This is a genomic window from Sphaerimonospora sp. CA-214678, from assembly GCF_050942215.1.
Lineage (GTDB): Bacteria > Actinomycetota > Actinomycetes > Streptosporangiales > Streptosporangiaceae > Sphaerimonospora.
Genome location: NZ_CP192056.1, coordinates 1,916,759 through 1,939,360, shown reverse-complemented (window position 1 = coordinate 1,939,360; position 22,602 = coordinate 1,916,759). Strand labels below are relative to the sequence as shown.

Annotated in this window: 16 protein-coding genes; 8 read left to right on the top strand and 8 right to left on the bottom strand. The window is 70.4% G+C overall.

The genetic code is table 11. The annotated features are described in order from the left end of the window. Positions 1–2,136 carry a DEAD/DEAH box helicase gene (locus tag ACQP1K_RS08905; protein WP_433500390.1) on the bottom strand — a complete coding sequence of 712 codons (2,136 nt, stop codon included), beginning with the start codon at positions 2,134–2,136 and terminating at the stop codon, positions 1–3. Positions 2,137–2,230: 94 nt separating this feature from the next. Further along, positions 2,231–2,665, bottom strand: a complete 435-nt coding sequence (locus ACQP1K_RS08900; protein WP_433500389.1) for an ester cyclase — start codon at positions 2,663–2,665, stop codon at positions 2,231–2,233. 175 nt (positions 2,666–2,840) lie between these two features. On the opposite strand from ACQP1K_RS08900, the gene ACQP1K_RS08895 reads away from it, so the two are divergent. The 4 genes from ACQP1K_RS08895 (at position 2,841) to ACQP1K_RS08880 (ending at position 7,539) form a co-directional block, all read left to right on the top strand. After that, the gene (locus ACQP1K_RS08895; protein WP_433501522.1) at positions 2,841–5,318 is read left to right on the top strand and encodes a DNA gyrase/topoisomerase IV subunit A; all 2,478 of its coding nucleotides are present in this window, start codon (positions 2,841–2,843) and stop codon (positions 5,316–5,318) included. Between the two features lie 251 nt (positions 5,319–5,569). Then, positions 5,570–6,070 (top strand): beta-class carbonic anhydrase, encoded by a 501-nt coding sequence (locus ACQP1K_RS08890; RefSeq protein WP_433500388.1) that lies wholly within the window; start codon positions 5,570–5,572, stop codon positions 6,068–6,070. A 136-nt stretch (positions 6,071–6,206) separates the two neighbouring features. After that, positions 6,207–7,199: an SPFH domain-containing protein gene (locus ACQP1K_RS08885; protein ID WP_433500387.1), complete on the top strand. Its 993-nt coding sequence runs from the start codon at positions 6,207–6,209 to the stop codon at positions 7,197–7,199. Between the two features lie 13 nt (positions 7,200–7,212). Beyond that, the gene (locus ACQP1K_RS08880) at positions 7,213–7,539 is read left to right on the top strand and encodes a hypothetical protein (protein WP_433500386.1); all 327 of its coding nucleotides are present in this window, start codon (positions 7,213–7,215) and stop codon (positions 7,537–7,539) included. 37 nt (positions 7,540–7,576) lie between these two features. On the opposite strand, the gene ACQP1K_RS08875 is transcribed toward ACQP1K_RS08880, so the two are convergent. Continuing rightward, the gene (locus ACQP1K_RS08875) at positions 7,577–9,649 is read right to left on the bottom strand and encodes a DNA gyrase/topoisomerase IV subunit B (protein ID WP_433500385.1); all 2,073 of its coding nucleotides are present in this window, start codon (positions 9,647–9,649) and stop codon (positions 7,577–7,579) included. Between the two features lie 294 nt (positions 9,650–9,943). On the opposite strand from ACQP1K_RS08875, the gene ACQP1K_RS08870 reads away from it, so the two are divergent. After that, the gene (locus ACQP1K_RS08870) at positions 9,944–10,171 is read left to right on the top strand and encodes a DUF7455 domain-containing protein (protein WP_083502290.1); all 228 of its coding nucleotides are present in this window, start codon (positions 9,944–9,946) and stop codon (positions 10,169–10,171) included. A 73-nt stretch (positions 10,172–10,244) separates the two neighbouring features. Here ACQP1K_RS08870 and ACQP1K_RS08865 read toward each other — a convergent pair whose 3' ends face one another. Beyond that, positions 10,245–11,006 (bottom strand): GNAT family N-acetyltransferase, encoded by a 762-nt coding sequence (locus ACQP1K_RS08865; protein WP_433500384.1) that lies wholly within the window; start codon positions 11,004–11,006, stop codon positions 10,245–10,247. 56 nt (positions 11,007–11,062) lie between these two features. Between ACQP1K_RS08865 and ACQP1K_RS08860 the strand changes: the two genes are divergently transcribed. Further along, positions 11,063–11,815 (top strand): YaaA family protein, encoded by a 753-nt coding sequence (locus tag ACQP1K_RS08860; protein WP_433500383.1) that lies wholly within the window; start codon positions 11,063–11,065, stop codon positions 11,813–11,815. A 101-nt stretch (positions 11,816–11,916) separates the two neighbouring features. On the opposite strand, the gene ACQP1K_RS08855 is transcribed toward ACQP1K_RS08860, so the two are convergent. After that, positions 11,917–13,659, bottom strand: a complete 1,743-nt coding sequence (locus ACQP1K_RS08855; protein WP_433500382.1) for an RNA polymerase sigma factor — start codon at positions 13,657–13,659, stop codon at positions 11,917–11,919. A 218-nt stretch (positions 13,660–13,877) separates the two neighbouring features. Continuing rightward, a complete protein-coding gene (locus ACQP1K_RS08850) occupies positions 13,878–15,962 on the bottom strand; it encodes a SpoIIE family protein phosphatase (protein ID WP_433500381.1) in 2,085 nt (694 codons plus the stop codon). A 444-nt stretch (positions 15,963–16,406) separates the two neighbouring features. Here ACQP1K_RS08850 and ACQP1K_RS08845 point away from each other — a divergent pair, with 444 nt between their 5' ends. Both ACQP1K_RS08845 and ACQP1K_RS08840 read left to right on the top strand, forming a co-directional pair. Then, entirely contained in the window at positions 16,407–16,682 is a 276-nt protein-coding gene (locus ACQP1K_RS08845; RefSeq protein WP_433500380.1) for a hypothetical protein, read from the top strand. Between the two features lie 150 nt (positions 16,683–16,832). Further along, entirely contained in the window at positions 16,833–18,332 is a 1,500-nt protein-coding gene (locus ACQP1K_RS08840) for a hypothetical protein (protein WP_433501521.1), read from the top strand. A gap of 21 nt (positions 18,333–18,353) precedes the next feature. On the opposite strand, the gene ACQP1K_RS08835 is transcribed toward ACQP1K_RS08840, so the two are convergent. Both ACQP1K_RS08835 and ACQP1K_RS08830 read right to left on the bottom strand, forming a co-directional pair. Further along, positions 18,354–20,072 (bottom strand): ABC transporter family substrate-binding protein, encoded by a 1,719-nt coding sequence (locus ACQP1K_RS08835; protein ID WP_433500379.1) that lies wholly within the window; start codon positions 20,070–20,072, stop codon positions 18,354–18,356. Between the two features lie 118 nt (positions 20,073–20,190). After that, a complete protein-coding gene (locus ACQP1K_RS08830; RefSeq protein WP_433500378.1) occupies positions 20,191–22,581 on the bottom strand; it encodes an AAA family ATPase in 2,391 nt (796 codons plus the stop codon). Positions 22,582–22,602: the final 21 nt, after the last annotated feature.

Here is a 22,602-nt window from a genome sequence, read left to right as displayed (position 1 = left end):
TCAGCTGACGGTCGCCAGCACCAGGGGCAGGACCGCGCCGGCGCCCGCGTTGCGCACGTGGGCCGCGGCCAGCGTCATCGTCCAGCCCGTGTCGACCTGGCCGTCGACGAGCAGCACCGGCCCGCCCGCCGCTGAGATCCTCTCGGCGAGCTCTCTCGGCATCGCGAGCGTCCTGCGGATCGCGGCGACCCGCTGGGCGCTGTTGTACTGCCGGCCCGGCGGGCCCTGCCGATATGCCAGCTCACCGAGATAGGGCAACCGGCCGATGCGCGCGACCCCCTCGGCGAGGCCGCGGACCAGCGTCGGCCGGGTCGCCGACGGCACGCTGACGACCGCGACCGGACGCTCGGCCCAGTCCCATGCCCTGAGCACCGCCACCACGGCGTCGAACACCTCGTCCGGAACCGGGCCGTCACCCGCCGCCAGGAGCTCACGCAGCCGGGTGCCCCAGCCGATGTCGGTGAGGCGGCCCAGCGCGCGTCCCTGCTCGGCCGACAGTTCGGGCTTGATCCGCCCCTTCAGGTCCGGCATGCCGGTCGGCCACTGGCGGCGCGGCTCCACCTCGACGCCGGGCCTGGCCAGCCGGTCGCGGGCGGATCGTACGGCCTCAGCCGCCACGTCGGCGGACCGATGGACGCCCGTGCAGTTGTCGCAGCGCCCGCACGGCCGGGCCGCGTCGTCGTCCAGGTGACGCCGCAGGTACTGCTCCCGGCACTCGGTCGTGGTGAGGTAGCCGAGCATGGCCTCCTGCTCCGCGGCGCGCTCGGCCGACACCCGCGCGTAGCGGTCGGCGTCGTAGCTCCACGACTCGCCGGTCGCCTCCCAGCCGCCCTTGACCCGGCGGACCGCTCCGTCCACGTCGAGGACCTTCAGCATCATCTCCAGCCTGCCGCGGCTGAGGTCGACCCTGCTCTCCAGCGCGGCGGTGGACAGGACGCCCTCCTGCGCCAGCGCCTCGAGCGTCGCACGCACCACCGTCTCCGGGGGAAAGGCGAGCGAGGAGAAGTAGGCCCAGATCGCCCGGTCCTCGGCGCCCGGCAGCAGGATCACCTCGGCTCGCCGTACTCCGCGGCCGGCCCGGCCGACCTGCTGGTAGTACGCCACGGGCGAGGCGGGCGCGCCGACGTGGACGACGAACCCGAGGTCGGGCTTGTCGAACCCCATGCCCAGGGCGGAGGTCGCGACCAGGGCCTTGACCCGGTTGGCGAGCAGGTCCTCCTCGGCGGCCAGCCGGTCGGCCGGCTCGGTCTGCCCGGTGTAGGCGACCACCTGATGCCCCTGCTCCCGCAGGTACGCGGCGATCTCCTGCGCGGCGGAGACGGTCAGCGTGTAGACGATGCCGGAGCCCGGCAGCTCGCGCAGCGCGCCGGCGAGCCAGGCGAGCCGCTGTTCCGAGCCGCCGAGCCGTACGACGCCGAGATGCAGGCTCTCCCGCTCGAGCGGGCCGCGCAGGACGAGCACGCCGTCGCCGGAGCCGCCGAAGGCGCCGGGATCGCCGGGAAGACCGTCCGCGTCGGGCCCGGCGGCGAGCTGCTCGGCGACGTCGCGGGTCACGCGGGCGTTGGCGGTCGCGGTCGTGGCGAGCACGGGGATGCCGGGCGGGAGATCGGCCAGCAGCGTGCGCAGCCTGCGGTAGTCGGGACGGAAGTCGTGACCCCAGTCGGAGATGCAGTGCGCCTCGTCGATCACCAGCAGGCCGGCGGCCTCGGCCAGCTCGGGCAGCACCTGGTCGCGGAAGTCGGGGTTGTTCAGCCGTTCCGGGCTGACCAGCAGCACGTCGACCACGCCCTCGGCGACCTGTCCGTAGATCTTCTCCCACTCCTCGGGGTTGGCCGAGTTGATGGTCGCCGCGTGAATGCCCGCGCGCTCCGCTGCCGCGATCTGGTTGCGCATCAGCGCGAGCAGCGGCGAGACGATGACCGTGGGCCCCTCGCCCAGCTCCCGCAGCAGCGCGGTCGCGATGAAGTAGACGGCCGACTTGCCCCACCCGGTGCGCTGCACGACGAGCGCGCGGCGGCGGTCCACGACCAGCGCCCTGATCGCCGCCCACTGGTCGTCACGCAGGCGCGCCTCGTCGCCCGCGAGCGCCCTCAGCCGGGCCTCGGCCTCTTCCCGCAGCGTCTCTTCTTCACCCACCCGTCATTGGTACCAGGTCGCGCCGACGGTTTCCTCCCGACCGCGTCCCCGCCGGTCTCTCCCGCCCGCCGCGCCCGATCGTCTCCCGTACGTGTCACAAGACGACGGGCGCGAACTTGAGGGGGAGCTGGGCGCCGAGACGGCTGTACAACTCCAGCTGGTCGAAGTAGAGGCGCTGGGTGAGGATGAAATCGCTCTCCACGGTGAAGATCCAGGAGCAGCGCACGCTGATGCTCCGGCCGGTCGCATCCAGGACGTCCCCGCCCGCCACCAGATAGGGGCCGGTGTGCGTGCCCGTCGCCAGCGTCTCCACCGCGATCGCGTCCCGGCAGACGATCTTCTCCCACACCGTCAGGTGATGGTCCGGGAAGCCCTGCCAGACGTGCAGGTGGTACGAGGCGATCTCGTCGAGGTTCTCCGCCTCCATCTCCGGCCCTACGACGACCGCGTCCCCGGCATAGCAGCGCATCACCGCGTCGAGATCATGGGCGTTGAGCGCACCGATCAGCCGGTCGACGACGTCAGGCATCGCGAGAATCCCCCCTTCTCGCAGATGAGTGCCACACTACCGGGATCACGGCAAGAGACGGATCAACCGATCCCGAAATTCGCGGATCGCCGGAAGCGATCCATTCACCCCCTCTCCAGGACGTACCCGGGCGGAAAAGCACGTGCGGTCGCGACCGGTCGCCGTCATCGGCACAATGTTCGATATGGCCCGACGCACAACCACACGCACCCCCGACGAGGAATTCGAGGAGCGGATCGTCGACATCGACGTATCCGCCGAGATGCGCGCAAGCTATCTGGAGTACGCGTACTCGGTGATCTATCAGCGTGCGCTCCCGGACGCCCGGGACGGACTCAAGCCGGTCCAGCGCCGCATCCTCTACTCGATGAGCGAGATGGGCCTGCGCCCGGAGCGGGGCCACGTCAAATCCTCCCGAGTGGTGGGCGAGGTGATGGGCAAGCTGCACCCGCACGGTGACGGTGCCATCTACGACGCCCTGGTGCGCCTGGCGCAGCCGTTCTCGATGCGGCTGCCACTGGTCGACGGGCACGGCAACTTCGGCTCGCCGGACGACTCTCCGGCGGCCATGCGGTACACCGAGGCACGCCTCGCCTCGGCTGCCATGCTCATGGTGCAGTCGATCGACGAGGAGACGGTCGACTTCAAGCCCAACTACGACGGCCAGGAGACCGAGCCGTCCGTCATGCCGTCGGCGTTCCCCAACCTGCTGGTCAACGGCGCCAGCGGCATCGCCGTCGGGATGGCCACCAACATGCCGCCGCACAACCTCGGCGAGGTCGTCGCCGCGGCCCGGCATCTGATCAAGAAGCCGGAGGCCACGCTCGAGGAGCTGATGCGCTTCGTCCCCGGCCCCGATCTGCCGACCGGCGGCATCGTCATCGGGCTGTCGGGCATCCGGGACGCCTACGCGAACGGCCGCGGCACGTTCCGCATCCGGGCGAAGGCGACGATCGAGGCCGTGACCCCGCGTCGTAAGGGCATCGTCATCACCGAGCTGCCGTTCAACGTGGGCCCGGAGCGGGTGGTCGGCAAGATCAAGGAGTTGGTGAACGCCAAGAAGCTCACCGGCATCGCCGACCTGAAGGACCTGACCGACCGGCATAAGGGCCTGCGCCTGGTCATCGAGGTCAAGAACGGCTTCAACCCCGAGGCCGTGCTGGCCGAGCTCTACCGGCTGACGCCGATGGAGGAGACCTTCGGCATCAACAACGTCGCGCTCGTCGACGGCCGGCCGCGCACACTGGGCCTGCGCGAGCTGCTGCAGGTCTACGTCGACCACCGCATCGAGGTGGTGCGCAGACGGTCGGCGTTCCGGCTGCGCAAGCGCGAGGAGCGCCTCCATCTGGTGGACGGCCTCATCATCGCGCTGCTCAACATCGACCAGGTCATCCAGGTGATCCGCGGTTCCGACGACTCGGCTCACGCGCGCGCCCGCCTGATGGAGGGCTTCCAGCTGAGCGAGATCCAGGCGACGTACATCCTCGACACGCCGCTGCGCCGCCTCACCCGCTACGACAACCTCGAACTCGACCGCGAGAAGGAGACGCTGCAGTCCGAGATCGCCGAGCTGTCCGCGATCCTCGGCTCTGAGGAGCGCCTGCGCAAGGTCGTGTCCGCGGAGCTCGCCCAGATCGCCAAGACGTACGGCACGCCGCGCCGCACCGTGCTGCTGGAGTCGTCCGAGGCGGCCAAGGCGGTCGCGGTGCCGCTGGAGGTGGCCGACGACCCCTGCCTGGTGCTGCTCTCCTCGACCGGCCTGCTCGCCCGGACGGGCGACGCCTCGCCGATCCCGGCGGAGGGCGAGCGCTCGGCCCATGACGTGCTGGTGTCGGTGGTCCGCTCCAGTGTCCGCAGCGAGGTCGGGGTGATCACCTCCAACGGCCGGCTGATCCGGGTGTCGGTGGTCGACCTGCCCACGCTGCCGCCGACCGCCAACCCCCCGTCGCTGGCGGGCGGGCATCCGGTGTCCGAGTACGTCACGCTGGAGCCGGACGAGAAGGTGGTCGGACTTGGCTCGCTCGACCCGGACGGCCCGGGGCTCGCGATCGGCACGGCGCAGGGCGTGGTCAAGCGGGTCGTCCCCGAATATCCCGCCAACCGCGACGAGTTCGAGGTCATCGGCCTGCGCGAGGGCGACGTCGTTGTCGGCGCGGTCGAGCTGTCCTCCCCCGACCACGACCTGGTCTTCATCACCTCCGACGCCCAGCTGCTGCGCTTCTCCGCCACGGTCGTACGGCCCCAGGGCCGACCGGCCGGCGGCATGACCGGCGTGCGCCTGAGCGACGGCGCGAAGGTGATCTGGTTCGGCGCCGTGGACCCCGCACGCGAGTCGGTGGTCGTGACGGTCGCGGGCTCCTCGACGGCCCTGCCCGGTACCCAGATGGGCGCGGGCAAGGTCTCCGACTACGCCGAATTTCCGCCGAAGGGCCGGGCCACCGGCGGGGTGCGCGCCCAGCGTTTCCTCAAGGGCGAGGACGCGCTACTGCTCGCGTGGGCCGGACCGGCCCCGGCCAAGGGGGCGTCGCCGACGGGCAAGCCGGTGCCGCTTCCCGAGGAACTCGGCCGCCGCGACGGCTCCGGCATACGGCTCGTGCACGCCGTCGCCGCCATCGGCGGCGGACTGGGGCCGGCGGAAGACCCGGATCTCTAGATCTGGCGGAGGCCCCGGACCCCCGAGCGGCGACACGTCCCCGGGGGTCCTGTCGCGGACGCCCCCTGGTTCCGCTCCACTCACGGATCGCGCGGTGGAGGAGATCGGCGGTCGGACCTGCTTGAACGACCCGCCGTCCGCGCCGGTCGTGCCGGTCGAGGGAGGCCTCGCCGGTTCCCATCGAACCGCTCTGGCGTGTCGGGGTGCCCCCATCGTGATCGAATCCTTGGCCATACGGCAGCATTGATCTCATGAGTGATTCATTCGACGATCTACTGGCGGCGAACGAGAAGTACGCGGAAACGTTCTCGCACTCGGGACTGTCCGGTCAGGCCGGCCGCGGCCTGGCCGTGGTGACCTGCATGGACTCGCGCGTCGACCCGCTGGGCCTGCTGGGGCTGCAGGCGGGCGACGCCAAGATCCTCCGTAACGCGGGCGCCCGGGTCACCGACGACGTTCTGCGGACGCTCGTGCTCGCCGTCTACCTGCTCGGCGTCCACCGGGTGCTGGTCATGCCGCACACCGACTGCCGGATGTCCAAGTCGACCGACTCGGACGTGCACAAGGTGATCGCGGACGAGCACGGCGTCGACACCCGCAGCCTCGTCTTCAAGACCGTGCCCGACCAGGCCGAGGCCCTGCGGCAGGACCTCGTCCGGATCAAGGCCAGCCCCTACCTGCCCGACGGTCTCGCGGTCGGCGGCGCGGTGTACGACGTGCTGACGGGCAGGCTGCAGCCGGTAGATCTCTGATCGGTCCCACATTCCGGCCGACCGTACGGGGTCAGGAACCCGGTGCGGCCGGCCGTTCGTTGCCCTGCTGTCACGTCGGCAACCGAACTCCGCGGCCCGACCCCCGCCGACGGCCGCCCCCGAGGAGATTTCGTAGATGTCCACCCGCACCCCCGCCAGATCCGGCTCGTTCCGCAAATTACTCATTCTGGCGGTGCTGGCGCTCATCGTCGCCGCGGTACCGACGGCATTCGGCGCCTTCGGCGGGTTCGAGCGCACCACCGGCGGCGAGGTCGCCGTCGTACGTAACGGCGGGCCGCTCGACGACAACCGGGTCCGCCAGGTCATCGATCCCGGCTCCAGCGTGACATGGACCGGGTGGTGGTCCCAGGTTCACCGCTATCCCGCCCAGCAGCGCTACTACACCATCACCTCCGACTCGGGCCACGGCGAGCGCACCGGCGTCGACGTGGTCGTCGTGCCCAGCAGCGACGGGGTGAACATGGGGATCGAGGGCACGCTCTACTTCGGTCTCAACCTCGATCACGACACGCTCGGCGCGTTCGACGACAAGTTCGGCACCCGCAAGTTCCGCAGCATCGACGGCAGGACCTACTACCCCTGGGACGGCGACGAGGGCTGGTCGGCGTTCCTCGACCAGATCATCCGCCCGGTGATCGACAACGATCTCCGCGCCCAGATCAACAGCTTCCGCTGCGCCGAGCTGGTCTCATCCTGCTCGCTGGTGCAGAACAACAGCTCGGCGCAGCAGGCCGGACTGCAGCCCCAGGGCAACAACGCGAACATCGCGAAGATCCAGGACGCGGTGAACACCAGCCTCGCCGAGGACCTGAAGTCGACGCTCGGCGCCGACTTCCTGACCGACATCCACTTCAACCTCTCCAAGGTCACGCTGCCCAAGCAGGTCCAGGAGGCCGTCGACCAGGCGCAGGCCGCCTTCGCCAAGGTCACCGAGGCTCAGGCCAGGGTCGCGCAGGCCCGCGCGGAGGCGGAGGCGAACAAGGCCCGCCAGGACGGGTACGACAAATGCCCGACGTGCGCCGAGATCGAGAAGCTGAAGGCCCTGCCCCAGGGCATCACCGTGTACGCTCCGGGCAATGGCGGAGGGATCGCCATTCCCACCAGGTGAGGGATCTGGACCGATGCGACTGCTCACCCTCCCGGTGACCCTGATCCTGGTCGCCGCGCTCATCTATCTGCTGACGCTGCTGCTGCGCGACGCCCGCCGCGCGCGCGGCGGCGGCACCTCGGCGGCCCGGCCTCGCTGGGAGATCGACACGGTGATGGAGAACGGCTGGACGCTGGTCGTCGTACGGAAGGTCCGCCCGGGCCGGGACGGGCCGGTCGAGCTGGCCCGGCAGACGGTCCGGGCGATCGCGGACGACGACCCGAACTGGGACGAGCGCTACCGGGAGGCCATGGCGGAGGCCCGCTCCCGGCTCAGCACCCTGGAGATCGAATCCTTCTGATCACGCCGGGGTGAGGGACCGGGCCTCGCCGTGGGCGTCAGGCGTCGATGTTCTCGCGGTCGATGTCGGCCGCGCTGCTGACGATGAACTCGCGGCGGGGGGCGACCTCGCTGCCCATGAGGAGATCGAAGATGCGTTCGGCCTCCTCGACGTCCTCGATCCTGACCCGGCGGAGCACGCGATGGCGCGGGTCCATGGTCGTCTCGGCGAGCTGATCGGCGTCCATCTCACCCAGACCCTTGTAGCGCTGCACGGGGTCCTTCCAGCGCTTGCCCCGCCGCTCCAGGTCACGCAGCACCCTGTGCAGCTCGGCGTCCGAATAGGTGTAGACGTACCTGTCCTTGCCCCGGCCGGGGTTGGTGATCTCGATGCGGTGCAGCGGCGGCACGGCGGCGAACACCCGGCCCGCCTCGACCATCGGCTTCATGTATCGATGGAACAGGGTGAGCAGCAGGCAGCGGATGTGCGCGCCGTCGACGTCGGCGTCGGCCATCAAGATGATCTTCCCGTAGCGGGCCGAGCCGATCTCGAACGTCCGGCCCGACCCGGCCCCGACGACCTGGATGATGGCGGCGCACTCGGCGTTCTTGAGCATGTCGGCGACCGAGGCCTTCTGCACGTTGAGGATCTTGCCCCTGATCGGCAGCAGCGCCTGGAACTCCGAGTCCCGGGCCAGCTTGGCCGTGCCGAGCGCGGAGTCGCCCTCGACGATGAACAGCTCGCTGCGGTCCACGTCGTCGCTGCGGCAGTCGACCAGCTTGGCGGGGAGCGCGGAGTTCTCCAGGGCCGACTTGCGCCGCTGGTTGTCACGGTGCTCCCGGGCGGCGATGCGCGCCTTGGCCGCCGCCACCACCTTCTCCAGGACCGCGCGCATCTGCTGCTTCTGGCCGCGCTTGGTGCTCGCGAGCAGCTCCTTCAGCTCCCGGCCGACCACGTTGCCCACGATGCGGCCGGCCGCTGCCGTGCCGAGGACCTCCTTCGTCTGGCCCTCGAACTGCGGCTCGGGCACCCGTACGGTCACCACGGCGGTCAGCCCTTCGAGGATGTCCTCCTTGGTGACGGGGTCGTCGCCGTTCTTGAGCAGGCGCGTCTCACGCAGCTGGTCGTTGATCGTGCGGACGAGCGCCTTCTCGAACCCGGCCAGGTGCGTGCCGCCCTTGGGGGTGGCGATCACGTTGACGAACGAGCGCACGGTCGTCTCATAGCCCTTGCCCCAGCGGACCGCCACGTCGACGGTGAGCTCCCGCTCGATCCGCGTCGACGTCATGTGGCCCTGCTCGTCGAGCACGGGCACGGTCTCGTGGAAACGGCCCTCGCCCCGCAGCCTGAGCACGTCGCAGACCGCCTCGTCGCGCGCGAGGAACTCGGTGAACTCCCCGATGCCGCCGTCGAACCGGAACGTCTCCTCGGTGGGCTCCTCGCCGCGGCAGTCGCGCAGCACCAGCGTCAGCCCGGGGACCAGGAACGCCGTCTGGCGCAGCCGTACGTGGATCTCGTCGACCGAGACCTCCGCCTCGGGCAGGAAGATCTGCCGATCGACCCACCAGCGGACCCGGGTGCCGGTGGACTTGCCCGGCACCTCGCCGCCGTCGCGCACGCCGGACTTCTTGCGGAACTTCGCGTTCGGCCCGTCACCGTCGAAGTGCCCGGGAACACCGCGGCGGAAACTGATCTGGTGGACGCGACCGTCCCGGTCGACCTCGACGTCCAGCCGGGAGGACAGCGCGTTGACGACCGAGGCGCCGACGCCGTGCAGTCCGCCGGAGGCCGCGTAGGACCCGCCGCCGAACTTGCCGCCGGCGTGCAGCTTCGTGTAGACGAGCTCGACTCCGGCGAGCCCCGTCTTGGGCTCGATGTCCACGGGGATGCCGCGGCCGTCGTCGCGTACCTCGATGGAGCCGTCCGGGTGCAGTTCGACCTCGACACGTGAACAGAACCCGGCGAGCGCCTCGTCCACGGCATTGTCCACGATCTCCCACAGACAGTGCATGAGACCCCGGGTGTCCGTGGATCCGATGTACATCCCCGGGCGCTTGCGCACGGCCTCGAGGCCCTCCAGCACCGAGAGATGACGAGCCGTGTAACCCGCCTCCGCGCCAACCGCCGTCACGCCCAACTCCTACTGCCGTCCGAGCTACCGTTCACGTCTCCTGCTGCCCATCAATCGAACACGCGTACGTAGCGTAGCGCCACTCATGTTTGTACGCGTAACAGCTTGCCAGCTGCACCTGGATACCACGGATCCGCAACGTGATCCGCATCACAGGGTAACGAAGCATTCCGGGCGCATTCCGCTCTCGGCGTAGTCCAGGGGTGATTGGGAACGCCTTTATCCGGTTAGATGTTGTCCCAAGTGACTGACGCCAACGTCCCCGCCGCGGTGGGGCGACCCGAAAGGCGATACGTGACTGGAGCTCTCGCCCCCGCCAAGCCGCTGACCGCCCTGGACCGGTGTGACCGGTGCGGTGCTCAGGCCTACATCCGCGCGACCCTGCCCGTGGGTGGGGAGCTGCTGTTCTGCGCCCACCACGGGCGTCAGCACGCAGCCGTACTCCGCGACAGAGGTGCTGACATCCAGGACGAGTCGGCCAGACTCAGCCAATCACCGACGTCCGCCCAGAGCGGCCGCTGACCATAGCGCGGCGTGCCGGAGCGACCGCCGAGGTCCTCCGGCGCGCCGCCACCCTACTCGGAGGAGACCCCCGTCAGGGCGCGACGCGGTAGTGATAACGACCGGTGACGGTGAAGCCCTCCCGCTCGTACAGCGCGCGGGCCCCGGCGTTGCCCTCCGTAACGACCAGATAGGCGCGTTCCGCGCCGTGTTCGCGTCCCCAGGCGAGCAGCCTCCGCAGCACCGAGCGCCCGAGCCCCCGGCGCCGTGCCCCGGGCTCCACGGCCATGCAGTAGACGCCCAGCCAGTCCTCCTGCACCACGCCCCTGCCCACGGCGGCGCCCGCGTCCGTCGTGAGATGGACGTAGCCCGCCGGGACGCCTGTCATGATCCGCCGGGCCCATTCCATCGCCGGGACGTCGCCATCGGCGCGATGTCGCCCGCCGTCCACCCGCCACCAGGTGCGCAGCCACCGCTCCGACGGCAAGGCCGTGACCGTTCCCGCCACGACGTCCCCGTCCGGTACGGCGTGCCGCGCCGGCGCCGCCGTCATGATCAGCGTGGGGTCCGCCACCCGGTAGCCCCGCCGATCGAGCTCGGCGTCGAGACCGGCGACCGCGCCGGGACCGATCGAGAACACACAGCGCAGGCCGAGCTCCGCGTAGAACCTCTCCGCCTCGGCCACGGACTCGGCCAGGTCGGTCCCCGTCCCGTCCGCGACCAGCGGCAGGACCGAGTTCGCCCGCTTGGTCACTCCGCCCGCGTGCCGGTAGATCCAGCCGCCGGCCGCCACCCGGCCCGGCGCCAGCCATCCCCCGTCCACAAGCCGGTCGAACAGCGATCGCTCGAGATCCACCGCGACAGGGTAACCCGGTACGGGACCGGCCCACGTGCCCTATAGGGTCGGGGTTCGTGCTGATCCTGCTCCCGCCGTCGGAGGGGAAGGCCGCCCTGGGCACCATGGAGCGAAGGCGGCTGAGCTTCCCCGAACTGGCGTCCCCGCGCGGCGAAATGCTCGACGCCCTGGTCGCGCTGTGCCGTTCGCCGCGTGCCCAGGACGTGCTCGACCTGTCCGACGGGCAGGTGGGTGAGATCGAACGCAACCGGGGGCTGCACACCGCGCGGTCCCTGCCCGTCGCCGATCTCTACACGGGCGTGCTGTACGACAATCTGGGTCTGGCCACGCTCTCTCCCGAGGCACGCCGCCGGGCCAACCGGCGGATCGTGGTCTTCTCGGCGCTGTGGGGCCTGCTGCGGCCGTCCGACCGGGTCCCGCCCTACCGGCTCGCCATGGGCGTACGGCTGCCGCCCATGGGCAATCTCGCCGCGTTCTGGCGGCCTTGGATCACCGCCGCCCTCCAGCCGGTGAAGGGCCTCGTCGTGGACATGCGGTCCGCCCCCTACGCCGCGGCGTGGCAGCCGGGCGAGCGGGCGGTCGCCGTACGGGTCCTGAGGGAGTCCGGCGGAAAGCGGACGGTCGTCAGCCACATGGCGAAGGCGACCCGGGGGGCGGTGGCCCGCTCACTCGTGGAGAGCCCCGACAGGCCGGGGAGCCCGCGGGAACTCGCGGAGACGCTGGCCGCTCTGGGGCACCGGACCGAGCTGTCGGGCCCGCCCTCGCCGGGCAGGCCCTGGACACTGGACGTCGTGATCGGGGGACCCTGAGGGGTTCCAGGGTTCCGAGGCCGATCACGGCGCGTACGTGACCGCGCCGCCTCCCGAGTTGATCGGGCCTCGGAATCGCCCGCTCACGCGGGCGGCACTCCCTAGTCGAGGTAGTCGCGCAGCACCTGGGACCTGGAGGGGTGACGGAGCTTCGACATGGTCTTGGACTCGATCTGGCGGATCCGCTCGCGGGTCACGCCGTAGACCTTGCCGATCTCATCGAGGGTCTTCGGCTGCCCGTCGGTGAGACCGAACCGCATGGACACCACGCCGGCCTCGCGCTCCGACAGCGTGTCGAGCACCGAGTGCAGCTGCTCCTGCAGCAGCGTGAAGCTGACGGCGTCGGCCGGGACGATGGCCTCGGAGTCCTCGATCAGGTCACCGAACTCGCTGTCGCCCTCCTCACCGAGAGGGGTGCTCAGCGAGATCGGCTCACGGCCGTACTTCTGAACCTCGATGACCTTTTCCGGGGTCATGTCCAGCTCGCGGGCCAGTTCCTCCGGCGTCGGCTCACGGCCGAGGTCCTGCAGCATCTGCCGCTGGACCCGGGCGAGCTTGTTGATCACCTCGACCATGTGAACCGGGATGCGGATGGTCCGCGCCTGGTCGGCCATGGCCCGCGTGATCGCCTGCCGGATCCACCACGTGGCGTAGGTGGAGAACTTGTAGCCCTTGGTGTAGTCGAACTTCTCGACCGCGCGGATCAGGCCCAGGTTGCCCTCCTGGATCAGGTCCAGGAACAGCATGCCGCGGCCGGTGTACCGCTTGGCCAGTGAGACGACCAGCCGGAGGTTGGCCTCCAGCAGGTGGTTCTTGGCGCGGCGGCCGTCCTCCGCGATCCACTCCAGCTCGGCCCGGACGTCGACGGGAAGACCGTCGCCGTCGCCCGCGAGCTGCTCCTCGGCGAACAGGCCCGCCTCGATCCGCTTGGCGAGCTCGACCTCCTGCTCGGCGTTGAGCAGGGGCACCTTGCCGATCTGCTTGAGGTAGTCCTTGACCGGGTCGGCGGTGGCGCCGGCCGCGGCCACTTGGGCGACGGGCGCGTCGTCATCGTCGTCGCTGAGGATCAGCACCTCGTCCTCGGACTGGGCGGCGGCCCCCTCCTTGGGCTGCTCCTCGGCCTCGGTCTCGGTCTCCGCCTCGGCTTCGGTCTCGGTCTCGACCTCGTCATCGCCGACCTCGATCTCGAAGTCCTCGATTTCGACGTCGGCCTCGAGGTCGATGTCCTCCTCGTCCTCGGCCAGATCAGCGGACTTGGGCTTGGAATCCGCCTTCTGCGCCTTCTGCGCCTTCTGTGCGGGACCGGCCGCCGGCGCGTCCTGGGCGGCGGGCGCCCCCTTCTTGGCGGACCCGGCCTTGGCCGGCGGCTTCCCCGCGGCGCTCTTGGCCGCGCTGCTCTTGGCCGCGGCGGGCTTGGCCGGAGCCTTCTTCGCGGCGGGCTTGGCCGGCGACTTCGCGGCGGGCTTGGCCGCGGGCTTCGCCTCCGGCTTGGCGGCCGGCGCGGAATCGGTCACCACGGCGGTGACCGTCTCCGGCTGCGAGTCCTTCGCGGCCGCGGATTTGGTGGTCTTCTTGACGGGCGCGGCTGAACGGCGCTTGGCTTGGCCTCGGGATCGCTTGGGCGCAGCGGAGTCCGCCGCCGTCACCACGACGGTGACGCCCTCCTTGCTGAGGCTGCGCAGGAATCCAGCGGCGTGCGACAGCGGGATGTCCGCTTCCTCGAAGGCCTTGCGGACATCCTCGGACTCGAGGAAACCCTGCGAGCGCCCACGCTCGAGGAGCTGCTGGATCACTGGCTCGTTCAGCTCCGACGGCTTCGAGCGAGTCGAACTTGCAGGCGACACGAACACCTCTCGAACGAACGCATGGCGAGAATGGACCCAGGTGTTTCTTCTTTTCCGGTGGTGAGGTCGCGCGGACCGCGACATGCCATTGTGGCACGCCACGGCACGTGATACGGCCGCGTCCCGCCGGTTGCTCCTCCACCCTAGGCCGCCTGAGACACTGCTGCGTACGGAAGGCGGTCACTGATACCCGAAAGCAACCGTTATGACTGATTCATTCAGTCACTCTTCGTGGCCGGCGGCACGTGGACCGCGAGAACCGTTACATCGTCATCTTGTTCATACCCGCCCAGCATGCGCTCCACCAGGAAATCCAGCAGCATACTCGGATTGTTCAGCACCTCCTGGGATGCTTCGGACACGACCGATGCGAGTTCCCGCAGGCCGGTGTCCAGCCCGCGTCTGCGGTTCTCCACGAGGCCGTCGGAGTACAGCACGGCGGTGTGCCCGGGCGGCACACAGAAGCGGAACTGCTTGCGGCTGGTCGCCCAGCCGAGCGGCGTGCCCGGCTCGGTGTCGTGCAGGATCGCCGTACCCTGGGGCGAGACGAGCAGTGGCGGCGGATGGCCCGCCAGGGCGAGCGTGCCCTCGCCCGTGCCCGGCTCGACGACCATGTACGCCAGGGTGGTGACCTGCTCTTCCTCCTCGGTCGCCTCGAAGACCCGGTCGAGGCCGGTGAGGACCGCCGCCGGAGGCGGGTTGGTCAGCGCGAGGGCACGCATCGCGTTGCGGATCCGGCCCATGCCGGCGGCGGCCTTGACGCCTTTGCCCATCACGTCGCCCACGACGGCCGCCACCCGCCCGTCCTGCAGGACGAACCCGTCGTACCAGTCGCCGCCGACCTGCACGTGCCGCGAGCCGGACAGGAACAGCTTGGCCAGCTTCAGGCCGTTGACGTCCGGCAGGCGTTCCGGAAGCAGGCTGCGCTGCAGCGTCTCGGCGGTTCTGTGCTCCCGCTCGAACAGCGTGGCCCGCTCGACCGCGAGCGCGCACTGGCCGGCCAGCGCCTCGTAGAAGACCCCGTCCTCCTGGGAGATCTTCTGCGGCCGCAGAAACGAGAACCGCAGCGCGCCGAGGGCGCGGCCGGCCGCCAGCAGCGGCAGGCCCACCCAGGCCCGCTCGTCGGTGTGGGCAAGGAACTCGGCGACCACGGTCTCGTCGCCGCCGGCGTCGACGAGCTGGGTGCGCAGGCTGTCGGGCGACTCGGCGAAGACCGGACGCCGGCTGTTGACCGCCATCGTCATCACATTGGAATGGGACAGGTCGATCTCGTCCCCGGTCACGTCCGTGAGGCCGCCGCTGTTGCTCAGCTTGAGCGTGCCCCGCTCGGGATCGAGCAGGGCCACGGCGGAATGGTCGGCGGCCAGGGCCGTACGGCCGACGTCGATGATGACCTGCACCACCTGCTCGACCGTGAGCGCCTCGGCGAGCATGGCCGTGGCGCCCTGCAGCCGCGCTGTGCGCAGCGCGGCGGCGCCGAGCTGGTCGGTGAGGCGGCCCCGCATCTCCTCGGCCTCACGCTGCGAGGTGACGTCGGTGTTGGCGCCGACCCACTCCACCACCCGGCCGTGTCTCGTTATGGGTACGGCTCTGACCTCGAAATGGCGGTAACCGCTCGCCCGGGTGCGCACCCGGTAGCTCCACTCGAACATGGTGCGGCCGCGCAGCGCCTCACGCCACGCCTCCTCGGCCCCCGGGCGGTCGTCGGGGTGGACCGCCGCCAGCCAGCCGTGTGCGAGGTACTCTTCCAGCCCCTGGCCGGTGATGGCCCGCCACTGCGGGGCGTCCTCGACCGCCGCGCCGCTCGGCGACGTGATCCAGACGAGCTGCTGCTGGGACTCCACGAGCGAGCGGTAACGCTCCTCGCTGCGCTGCAGCAGTTCCCTGGCCATCTGCTGCTCGGTCAGGTCGACGCCGAACAGGGCGACGCCCGGCTCGCCGTCCTCCGCGCCGCGCATCGGGAAGAAGGACACCGCCCAGTGACGGCTGTCGCCGTTCTCCTCGCGGGTCCTGATCCGCTGCTCGGTGACCGGCAGCCCGTCCTCACCGACCCGGCGCAGCGCCGCCTCGATCACGGCGGTAAGGTCGGCCGGCAGCAGCTCCGCCGGAAGACGGTCCAGATGCCGGTCGATGGGGTGACCGGTCATCTCGGTGAAGGTCGCGTTGACCCGGACGAAGCGACCGGACGAGTCGAAGAAGGCAAAGGCGAACGGCGCCTCCGACATCAGGCCTCTGAAGAGGTCGGAGTCTGAGATGTCCAAACCGGACTCCCGGGGCCGGGGCACGGAGGTTTCGGCGCTCATGGTCGGCACCTCCGTCGCGTGCCAGGCTCTCCCACGAGGCACATCTCCATAACTGTGATTGGTAGCGCAGATCTGCCCTACATCATCGGCGATCGGCATAGGCGGACGGAAGCCCCGCCAGCCATGCGGTCAACGCATCCTGTCAAAAGACCGGCATCTCGCGCAGGAAGATGTCCGGCCAACTTCCCGGTCGCCCGCCTCGCTTCCCGCTCGGTGGCGCGGGCATCCCCTCCTCACCGTACGACCCGGCGTCGCCGCGGTCATCTTCCCATACCTTTCCGGTCGGGCCATCGTAGTGCGCCAGAACCCGGGGCCGCGAGCCACTCGAACACGATTCGGTCTATGGATCGGCGAGCGTGACGGGCCGGAGACGGAGGGTTGACAGCCGCCGGGAAAGTTGTGGAATAAGGGGCGGCAGGTCCCCATTCAGCGAGGATGCAGCCCATGTCCGCACTCACAGTCCGTATCTGCGGCGGCCGGCGGCCGGAGCCGCGGCGCGATCTCATGGACTCTGTGATCGCCCGGCTGGCCGCCGAGTTCCCGACCGTTCCCGCCGCGGTCCTGTCCCGCCTCGTCGTGGACGTCCGGGCGTGCGCCGGGCACCTGGGGCTCGACGTCACCCCCGAGATCGTCGAAGGCGTCGCCAGGGAGCGCCTGCTCGGCCTGGTGAACTCCACCCCGCCCCGCGATCGCGACGGCGTCCGCGGCCGGCGTCCATAACGGGGTAGTCACCGGCCCGCGTTCCTGATGCGATTACCCGCGGGAATGCGAGAAGGTGGAGTCCGTGAGCGAGCGGAACGAGATGCAGTGAGTCGCAGGCATCGGCGAGACCCCCGGGCGACCCGGCCACCGGACGACGTGTTCGCGGAGATGCTGCTGGCGGCCCGGGAACTGCTCGCCATGCGCAGCCCGCTGGACGCCGAGCTCATGGTGTCCGACATGCTCGGCGCCTGGTGGGGCAAGCGGCTGCGCGGCGGCGACGTCGAGCACGTCCTCGGCGAGGGCCTCGTGGACTACGCGGCCAAGGCGGGCACCCCGGCGGCGCTGACCCTGCTGATCTCCATCGCCTACCTGGGCACCACCCGGCAGGCCGCCAAGGCGGAGGGCGCCGCCCTGGCGTTGATGGAGTCCGACGTGGCCCGGCCCCGGTGGGCGGAGCGCGTCGGCACGGTGAAACCGGCCGGCTGCTACGTGTCCAGGGACGTCTACGGCGACCAGGACACGGTGGTGTGCACATTCGCCTACAACGGGGAGGACACGCACGCCCTGGTCGTGGTCGTCGACTACAACATGGGCGGCATGGCCCGGGACGCCTGGGTCTCCTCCCAGGTGGACAAGCTGCTGGAGCAGGCCGGGACCGAGGCGGCCGGCAACCCGCTGCTGCGGTTCGAGGAGATCGAGCCGCAGCAGGCGCGGGCGCTGCTGGAGTTCGCGATGAAGGCGGCCGCCTCGTCCCACGCGCGCAAGGGCCCCCGTCTGGTGAGCGAGGGATACAGCGCCTATCACGCGTTCGCGCGGGCGCGGATCAAGGCGCTGCCGCCGGGCCGGATGCGTCCGGCTCCGGCGCACGCCGAGGCCCCCTACAGCCGGGACCGGCGGGCGATGCTCGCCGCCGAGTTCCTCGCCTCAGACGCGGCGGAGAACCTCTCCGACCCCTCGGCGGCCTCCCGATGCGCCGACCACATCATCGACTACGGCTGCGACCGCGACCTGGGCCGGCCGCTGCGGGTGAGCCCCGCCAAGTGTGAGACGTTCCTGCTGGACTGGCTGCCGCGCAAGGTGCTGCTCACCCCGGCCGAGCAGGACGCCATGCCGCATGTGCTGTCGGCGTGGGTGCGGTTCGCCGCCCCCCGCATCGGACTGCCCGAACAGGGCGTCCGCGCCACGCTGGACGCGGTCTGGGAGGCGATGTCGCGCTTCACCGAGGCGTACCGCGACCCGACGACCTTCGGCCTGGACCGCGCGCTCGTCGAGCGCCTGCTGCCGGACGGCGACCTGTCCGCCCTGGCCCGGCGGGCCTTCGCCTTCCCCCTGCTGCAGGGTATGCGCGGCTCGACACAGCTCGACCTGCTGAACCCGGCCGACGACGCGGACCGGCGGATCCTCTTGGAGATCGACCACGCGGACGAGCTGGACCGGCCCGACCTGGAGGAGCATCTGGCCTGGCATGAGGAGATCGCCGGCCGGCTGTGGGTGGGCGACCCCCCGCAGCTGTGGGAGGCCGCCCAGCGCCTGATCGACCTCGGCCACGATCGGCACGACGTACTGCACGTGCTGATCGAGATCGCCGAACGGATCGGCGACCACCCGGGCGAGCTCGCCGCGGCCCTCGACGACATCGCCGACATCCCCGACGATCCACCGCTCTGACCTCGGGGCCCGCCGGGAGGATCAGGACGCGTAGCCGACGTTCTCGTACCTGAGGTCGTAGAGTCCGTTGGCGCCGATGTTGGCGAGACCGGACCGTACGACCACGTTCTGCGGGACCTGGTAGAGGGGAAGGACGTTCACCTTCTGCCAGACCAGCTTGTCGGCCTCGTTCAGCAGGTCGGTCACCTGCTCGTCGTCGAGCGAGCTGCCCGCGCGGTACATCGCCTGGTCGATCTGCCGGCTTCCGCTGCGCCCCAGGTTGGAGTACCACTTCATGTCGTCACCCTTGATGTTCTCGCCGTCGGCGAAGACGTCGAACGAGTTCGACATCGGGAACGGAGTGCCCGGATACGAGAACGCGGTGATGTCGAAATCGCCCGGAATGAGGTACTTGCCGAAGAAGTCGTTGAACGGCACGGCCTGGACGACCACGTCGACCCCGATCCGCTGGAGCATCAGCCGGGCGACCTGCGCCTCGGAGTCGGTCGCCTTGACCCCGGCGGGGACGACGAAGCGCAGGGTCAGCGGCTTGCCGTCCTTCATCCTGACCTTCCCCGGCTTGCCGTCCTTGACGGGAAGCCTCCAGCCCGCCTGGTCGAGCAGCTCACCGGCCCGCCGCGGATTGTAGACGCCCAGCTCCCCGGCGTTGCCGCGATAGCCCCGCTGGCTGTTCATGAGGAAGTGGTTGTCCAGCGTCACGGTCGGCCAGCCGAGCCCCTTCAGGTCGAGCTCCATCAGGGCCTTGCGGTCGAGACCCATCGCCATGGCCTGACGGACCCTGAGATCGGAGAGGTTCCCGCTCTCGGCGTTGAACGTGAACTGGCGGTACTCGGGGCCGGCCGCCTGCCTGACGACCGCGTCCCACGCCTCCCGCACCTGGGCGTAGTTGTCCGGGGACGGGCCCACGTCGAAGACGTCGACGTCGCCCTTGGTGAACGCCCGGACCAGGCCGTCCGGCCGCACCCTGCGAAAGACGATCTTGTCGAGCTTGGCCCGGTCGCCCCACCAGCCGGGATCGCGGGCGAGGGTGAGCACGCCGCCCTTCTTGTCGAGCCGCTCGACCCGGAACGGCCCGGCGGTCATCGGGATCTTGTTGATCCAGTCGGCGCCGAACGCCTCGGGAGCGGAGTTGGTCGAGGCGGGATAGAGCGGCGAGAACAGCGCCTGCCACTCGTTGTACGGCTGGGTGAGCGTGACCACCACCTCCCGGTCGCTCGCTCCCCTGGTCACGTTCTGGATGTTCTCGTAGGCGATGTGGGAGTCGACGCTGTAGGCCCGGTCCCGGCCGCCCATCGCCTTCCACTGGGCGGCGAAGTCCGCCCAGGTGATCGGCTTCCCGTTGGACCAGCGGGCCTTCGGGTTCAGGGTGTAGGTGATGACCTGGCGCGGCGAGGTCGCGGTGACCCGCGCGTTGGTCACGTAGTCGGTGTCGAGTGAGACCCGGCCCCGCTCGTCCGACCGGAAAGCGCGCGGCATCAGCGCGTCCATCACCACGTCCACGCTGTGGGTGTCGCCGTCGATGTGGTTCTGGTTCCACTGGACGGGGAAGTCGATGATCCCCCACCGCAGCGTGCCGCCGTCCTTCACCTTCTCCCGGGCCAGCGGGTTGATGTCCAGGGCCTTGACGGGAGACGGAGGCAGAGCGCCGTCAGGCCCGTCCTGGGCCGGCGTGCCGCTGCAGGCGCCGGCGGCCACCACGGCGATCAGTGCGACCAGGGCAAGCGGCCATCGTGCTCTCACTTGCGTCTCCGATCCAGTCAGCCACTTTATGCATTAGATCAGTAGCTGAGTGTAATCATCCCTGGCCATCGAGACACTTCACCAGCAAAACCGGAGGTTCCGCACAACTACCCAGGTTTCACGACAATTCGTCCACTGCGCTGCGTACGTCGGCGCTGGTGATCGTCGTCAGCTCCGCCGCGTTGGCCGAGCCCTGGTCGGCCAGCCGTACGTCACGCCGCAGGGCGGCCCTCTCGTAGAGCGAGCGGGCGAAACGGCCGTTGCCCAGACCGTCGATCAGCCCTTCACGGCAGACCCAGTCGAAGACGTCGGCGAGGTCACGCGCCGCCGCCGGGTCGAAGCGGTCGCCCGCCCCGGCCGCGAGCAACCTGGCGATGTCGGTCAGCTCGGCGGGACTGTAGGAGGGGAACGACACGCGCTGGTCGAATCGGGAGGCGAGCCCGGGATTGGTGGACAGGAACGCGTCCATCTCCCGCTCGTAGCCCGCCAGGATGATCACCACACGGTCGCGGTCGTCCTCAGCGCGCTTCAGCAGCGTCTGCACCGCCTCTGCGCCGAAGGCGTCGCCGCCCGAGTAACCCGCGTTCACCAGGCCGTAGGCCTCATCGATGAACAACACGCCGCCGAGCGCCCGGTCGACCAGTTCGTTCGTCTTGATGGCGGTCGCACCGAGATGCTGGCCCACCAGGTCGGCGCGGGACGCCTCGACCACGTCGGGACGGGCCAGCAGGCCCAGCGCGGAGAAGATCCGGCCCAGGATGCGGGCCACGGTCGTCTTGCCGGTCCCCGGCGGCCCGACGAACACGAAGTGCCGCATCTGCGCCTGGACGGGCAGGCCCTGCTCCTGGCGCATCCGCGCGACCTTGAGCTGCGCCGTGATCGCGTGCACCTGCCGCTTGACCGGTTCGAGCCCGGCCATCCGGTCGAGATCGGCGAGCGCCTCCTCCAGCGTCGGGGTCGCCTGATAGCCGCGGTACCGTGCGGTGATCTCGTCGAACGCCTTGACGACGTCGCCCATCGTGATCGTGACCAGGTCCTCGCCGCGGGGGGCTCCACCGGCGCTCACCACCCGCACGTCGCGCGCCTGGGCCGCGGCCTCGGCCAGGCTGCGGGCGAACCTGGCGTTGCCCAGCTCGTCGATCAGGCCACGGCGCCGGACGTCCTCGTACATCCCGCGCAGCACGGGACGCGCGTCGGCGGCGAGCCGGTCCCCCCGCCGCTCCTGCAGCGCCTCGGTGATCTCCAGCAGCTCGTCGGGGAAGTAGCTCGGGAAGCGCACCCGGCCGGCGAACCGGCTCGACAACCCCGGGTTGGACGACAGGAACTCGTTCATCTCCCGCTCGTAGCCGGCCAGGATGATGATCAGCTGGTCGCGGTCGTCCTCCGCCCGTTTCAGCAGCGTCTGCACCGCCTCGGCGCCGAACCTGTCGGGCTGGCCGTCCCCGGAGTTGATCAGTCCGTACGCCTCGTCGATGAACAGGACGCCGCCGAGCGCGCTGTCGATGAGCTCGTTGGTCTTGATGGCGGTGGCCCCCAGGTACTCCCCCACCAGGTCGGCCCGCTGGGCCTCGACGACGAACGGCGTCTCCAGCAGCCCGAAGGCGTAGAAGATCTTGGCTACCGTACGGGCCACGCTCGTCTTGCCGGTCCCCGGCGGGCCGACGAAGACGAAGTGCCGCATCGGGCGCTCATTGGCGAAACCCGCCTCCCGGCGCAGGCGCGCCGCCTCGATGGACGCGGCGATCGCGCGGACCTGCTCTTTGACCGGCTCAAGCCCGATCATCGCCTCGAGTTCGCCGAGCGCCTGCTCGACCGTGATCGGCGGCGGCGGCACCGGGTCGCCGCCGGCGGCCTGTCGGCCGCCGGCCCGCACCCGCTGCTGGACGGTCTTCTGCTGCGCGGTCCGCTGCCGGGCGGTCAGCTGCTGGGGCTGGACGGCGTCGCCGGACCGCTGACGCTCGATCTCGGCGCGCACCCGGTGTGCCAGCACGAGGCGGTAGACGAGCACGGCCGCCGCAACGCCGCAGGCGCCCCAGAGCGCGCCGGACGGCGACCACGAGGCGATGGCGATGGCCACCACTCCCGCCGGGAGCAGCGCCGACAGCGTGGTCAGCCACGGCGGCACCCACCGGATCAGATGCGCGGCCACCGCCACCGGGATGGCCAGCGTCATCAGCCACGGCACCAGCCGCTCGCCGCCGACCAGCGGAAGCAGCGCCGGCACCATGAGCCCCCAGGCCCCGACCACCAGCACGGTGGCCGCCGCACGCGGGAAACTGAGCGAGAGCGCGAGGAAACCCAGCACCACGACGGCGCTGACGAACGTCGGGACCAGCGACCAGTCGAGCGCGGCGGCCACGCCCATGGTCGCGACGAGCAGCAGGGCGAAGATGGCGCGCCGCGCGAACGGCGGCAGATGGAAATAGCGGAAGCGCACCCGTTCGAACAGCTCATGGGCCGCGGTCCGGTTTAAGCGACCCGCCGCCCGTGCCCTGTCGGAGTCCCGCATCGCCGCCTCCCCGCTTCGCCC

Bases quoted from the DNA above. Each gene is read 5' to 3' on its own strand.
- ACQP1K_RS08845 (WP_433500380.1), top strand. From the start codon at position 16,407: ATGTCCGCACTCACAGTCCGTATCTGCGGCGGCCGGCGGCCGGAGCCG.
- ACQP1K_RS08840 (WP_433501521.1), top strand. From the start codon at position 16,833: ATGCTGCTGGCGGCCCGGGAACTGCTCGCCATGCGCAGCCCGCTGGAC.
- ACQP1K_RS08830 (WP_433500378.1), bottom strand. From the start codon at position 22,581: ATGCGGGACTCCGACAGGGCACGGGCGGCGGGTCGCTTAAACCGGACC.
- ACQP1K_RS08900 (WP_433500389.1), bottom strand. From the start codon at position 2,665: ATGCCTGACGTCGTCGACCGGCTGATCGGTGCGCTCAACGCCCATGAT.
- ACQP1K_RS08895 (WP_433501522.1), top strand. From the start codon at position 2,841: ATGTTCGATATGGCCCGACGCACAACCACACGCACCCCCGACGAGGAA.
- ACQP1K_RS08850 (WP_433500381.1), bottom strand. From the start codon at position 15,962: ATGAGCGCCGAAACCTCCGTGCCCCGGCCCCGGGAGTCCGGTTTGGAC.
- ACQP1K_RS08885 (WP_433500387.1), top strand. From the start codon at position 6,207: ATGTCCACCCGCACCCCCGCCAGATCCGGCTCGTTCCGCAAATTACTC.
- ACQP1K_RS08890 (WP_433500388.1), top strand. From the start codon at position 5,570: ATGAGTGATTCATTCGACGATCTACTGGCGGCGAACGAGAAGTACGCG.
- ACQP1K_RS08880 (WP_433500386.1), top strand. From the start codon at position 7,213: ATGCGACTGCTCACCCTCCCGGTGACCCTGATCCTGGTCGCCGCGCTC.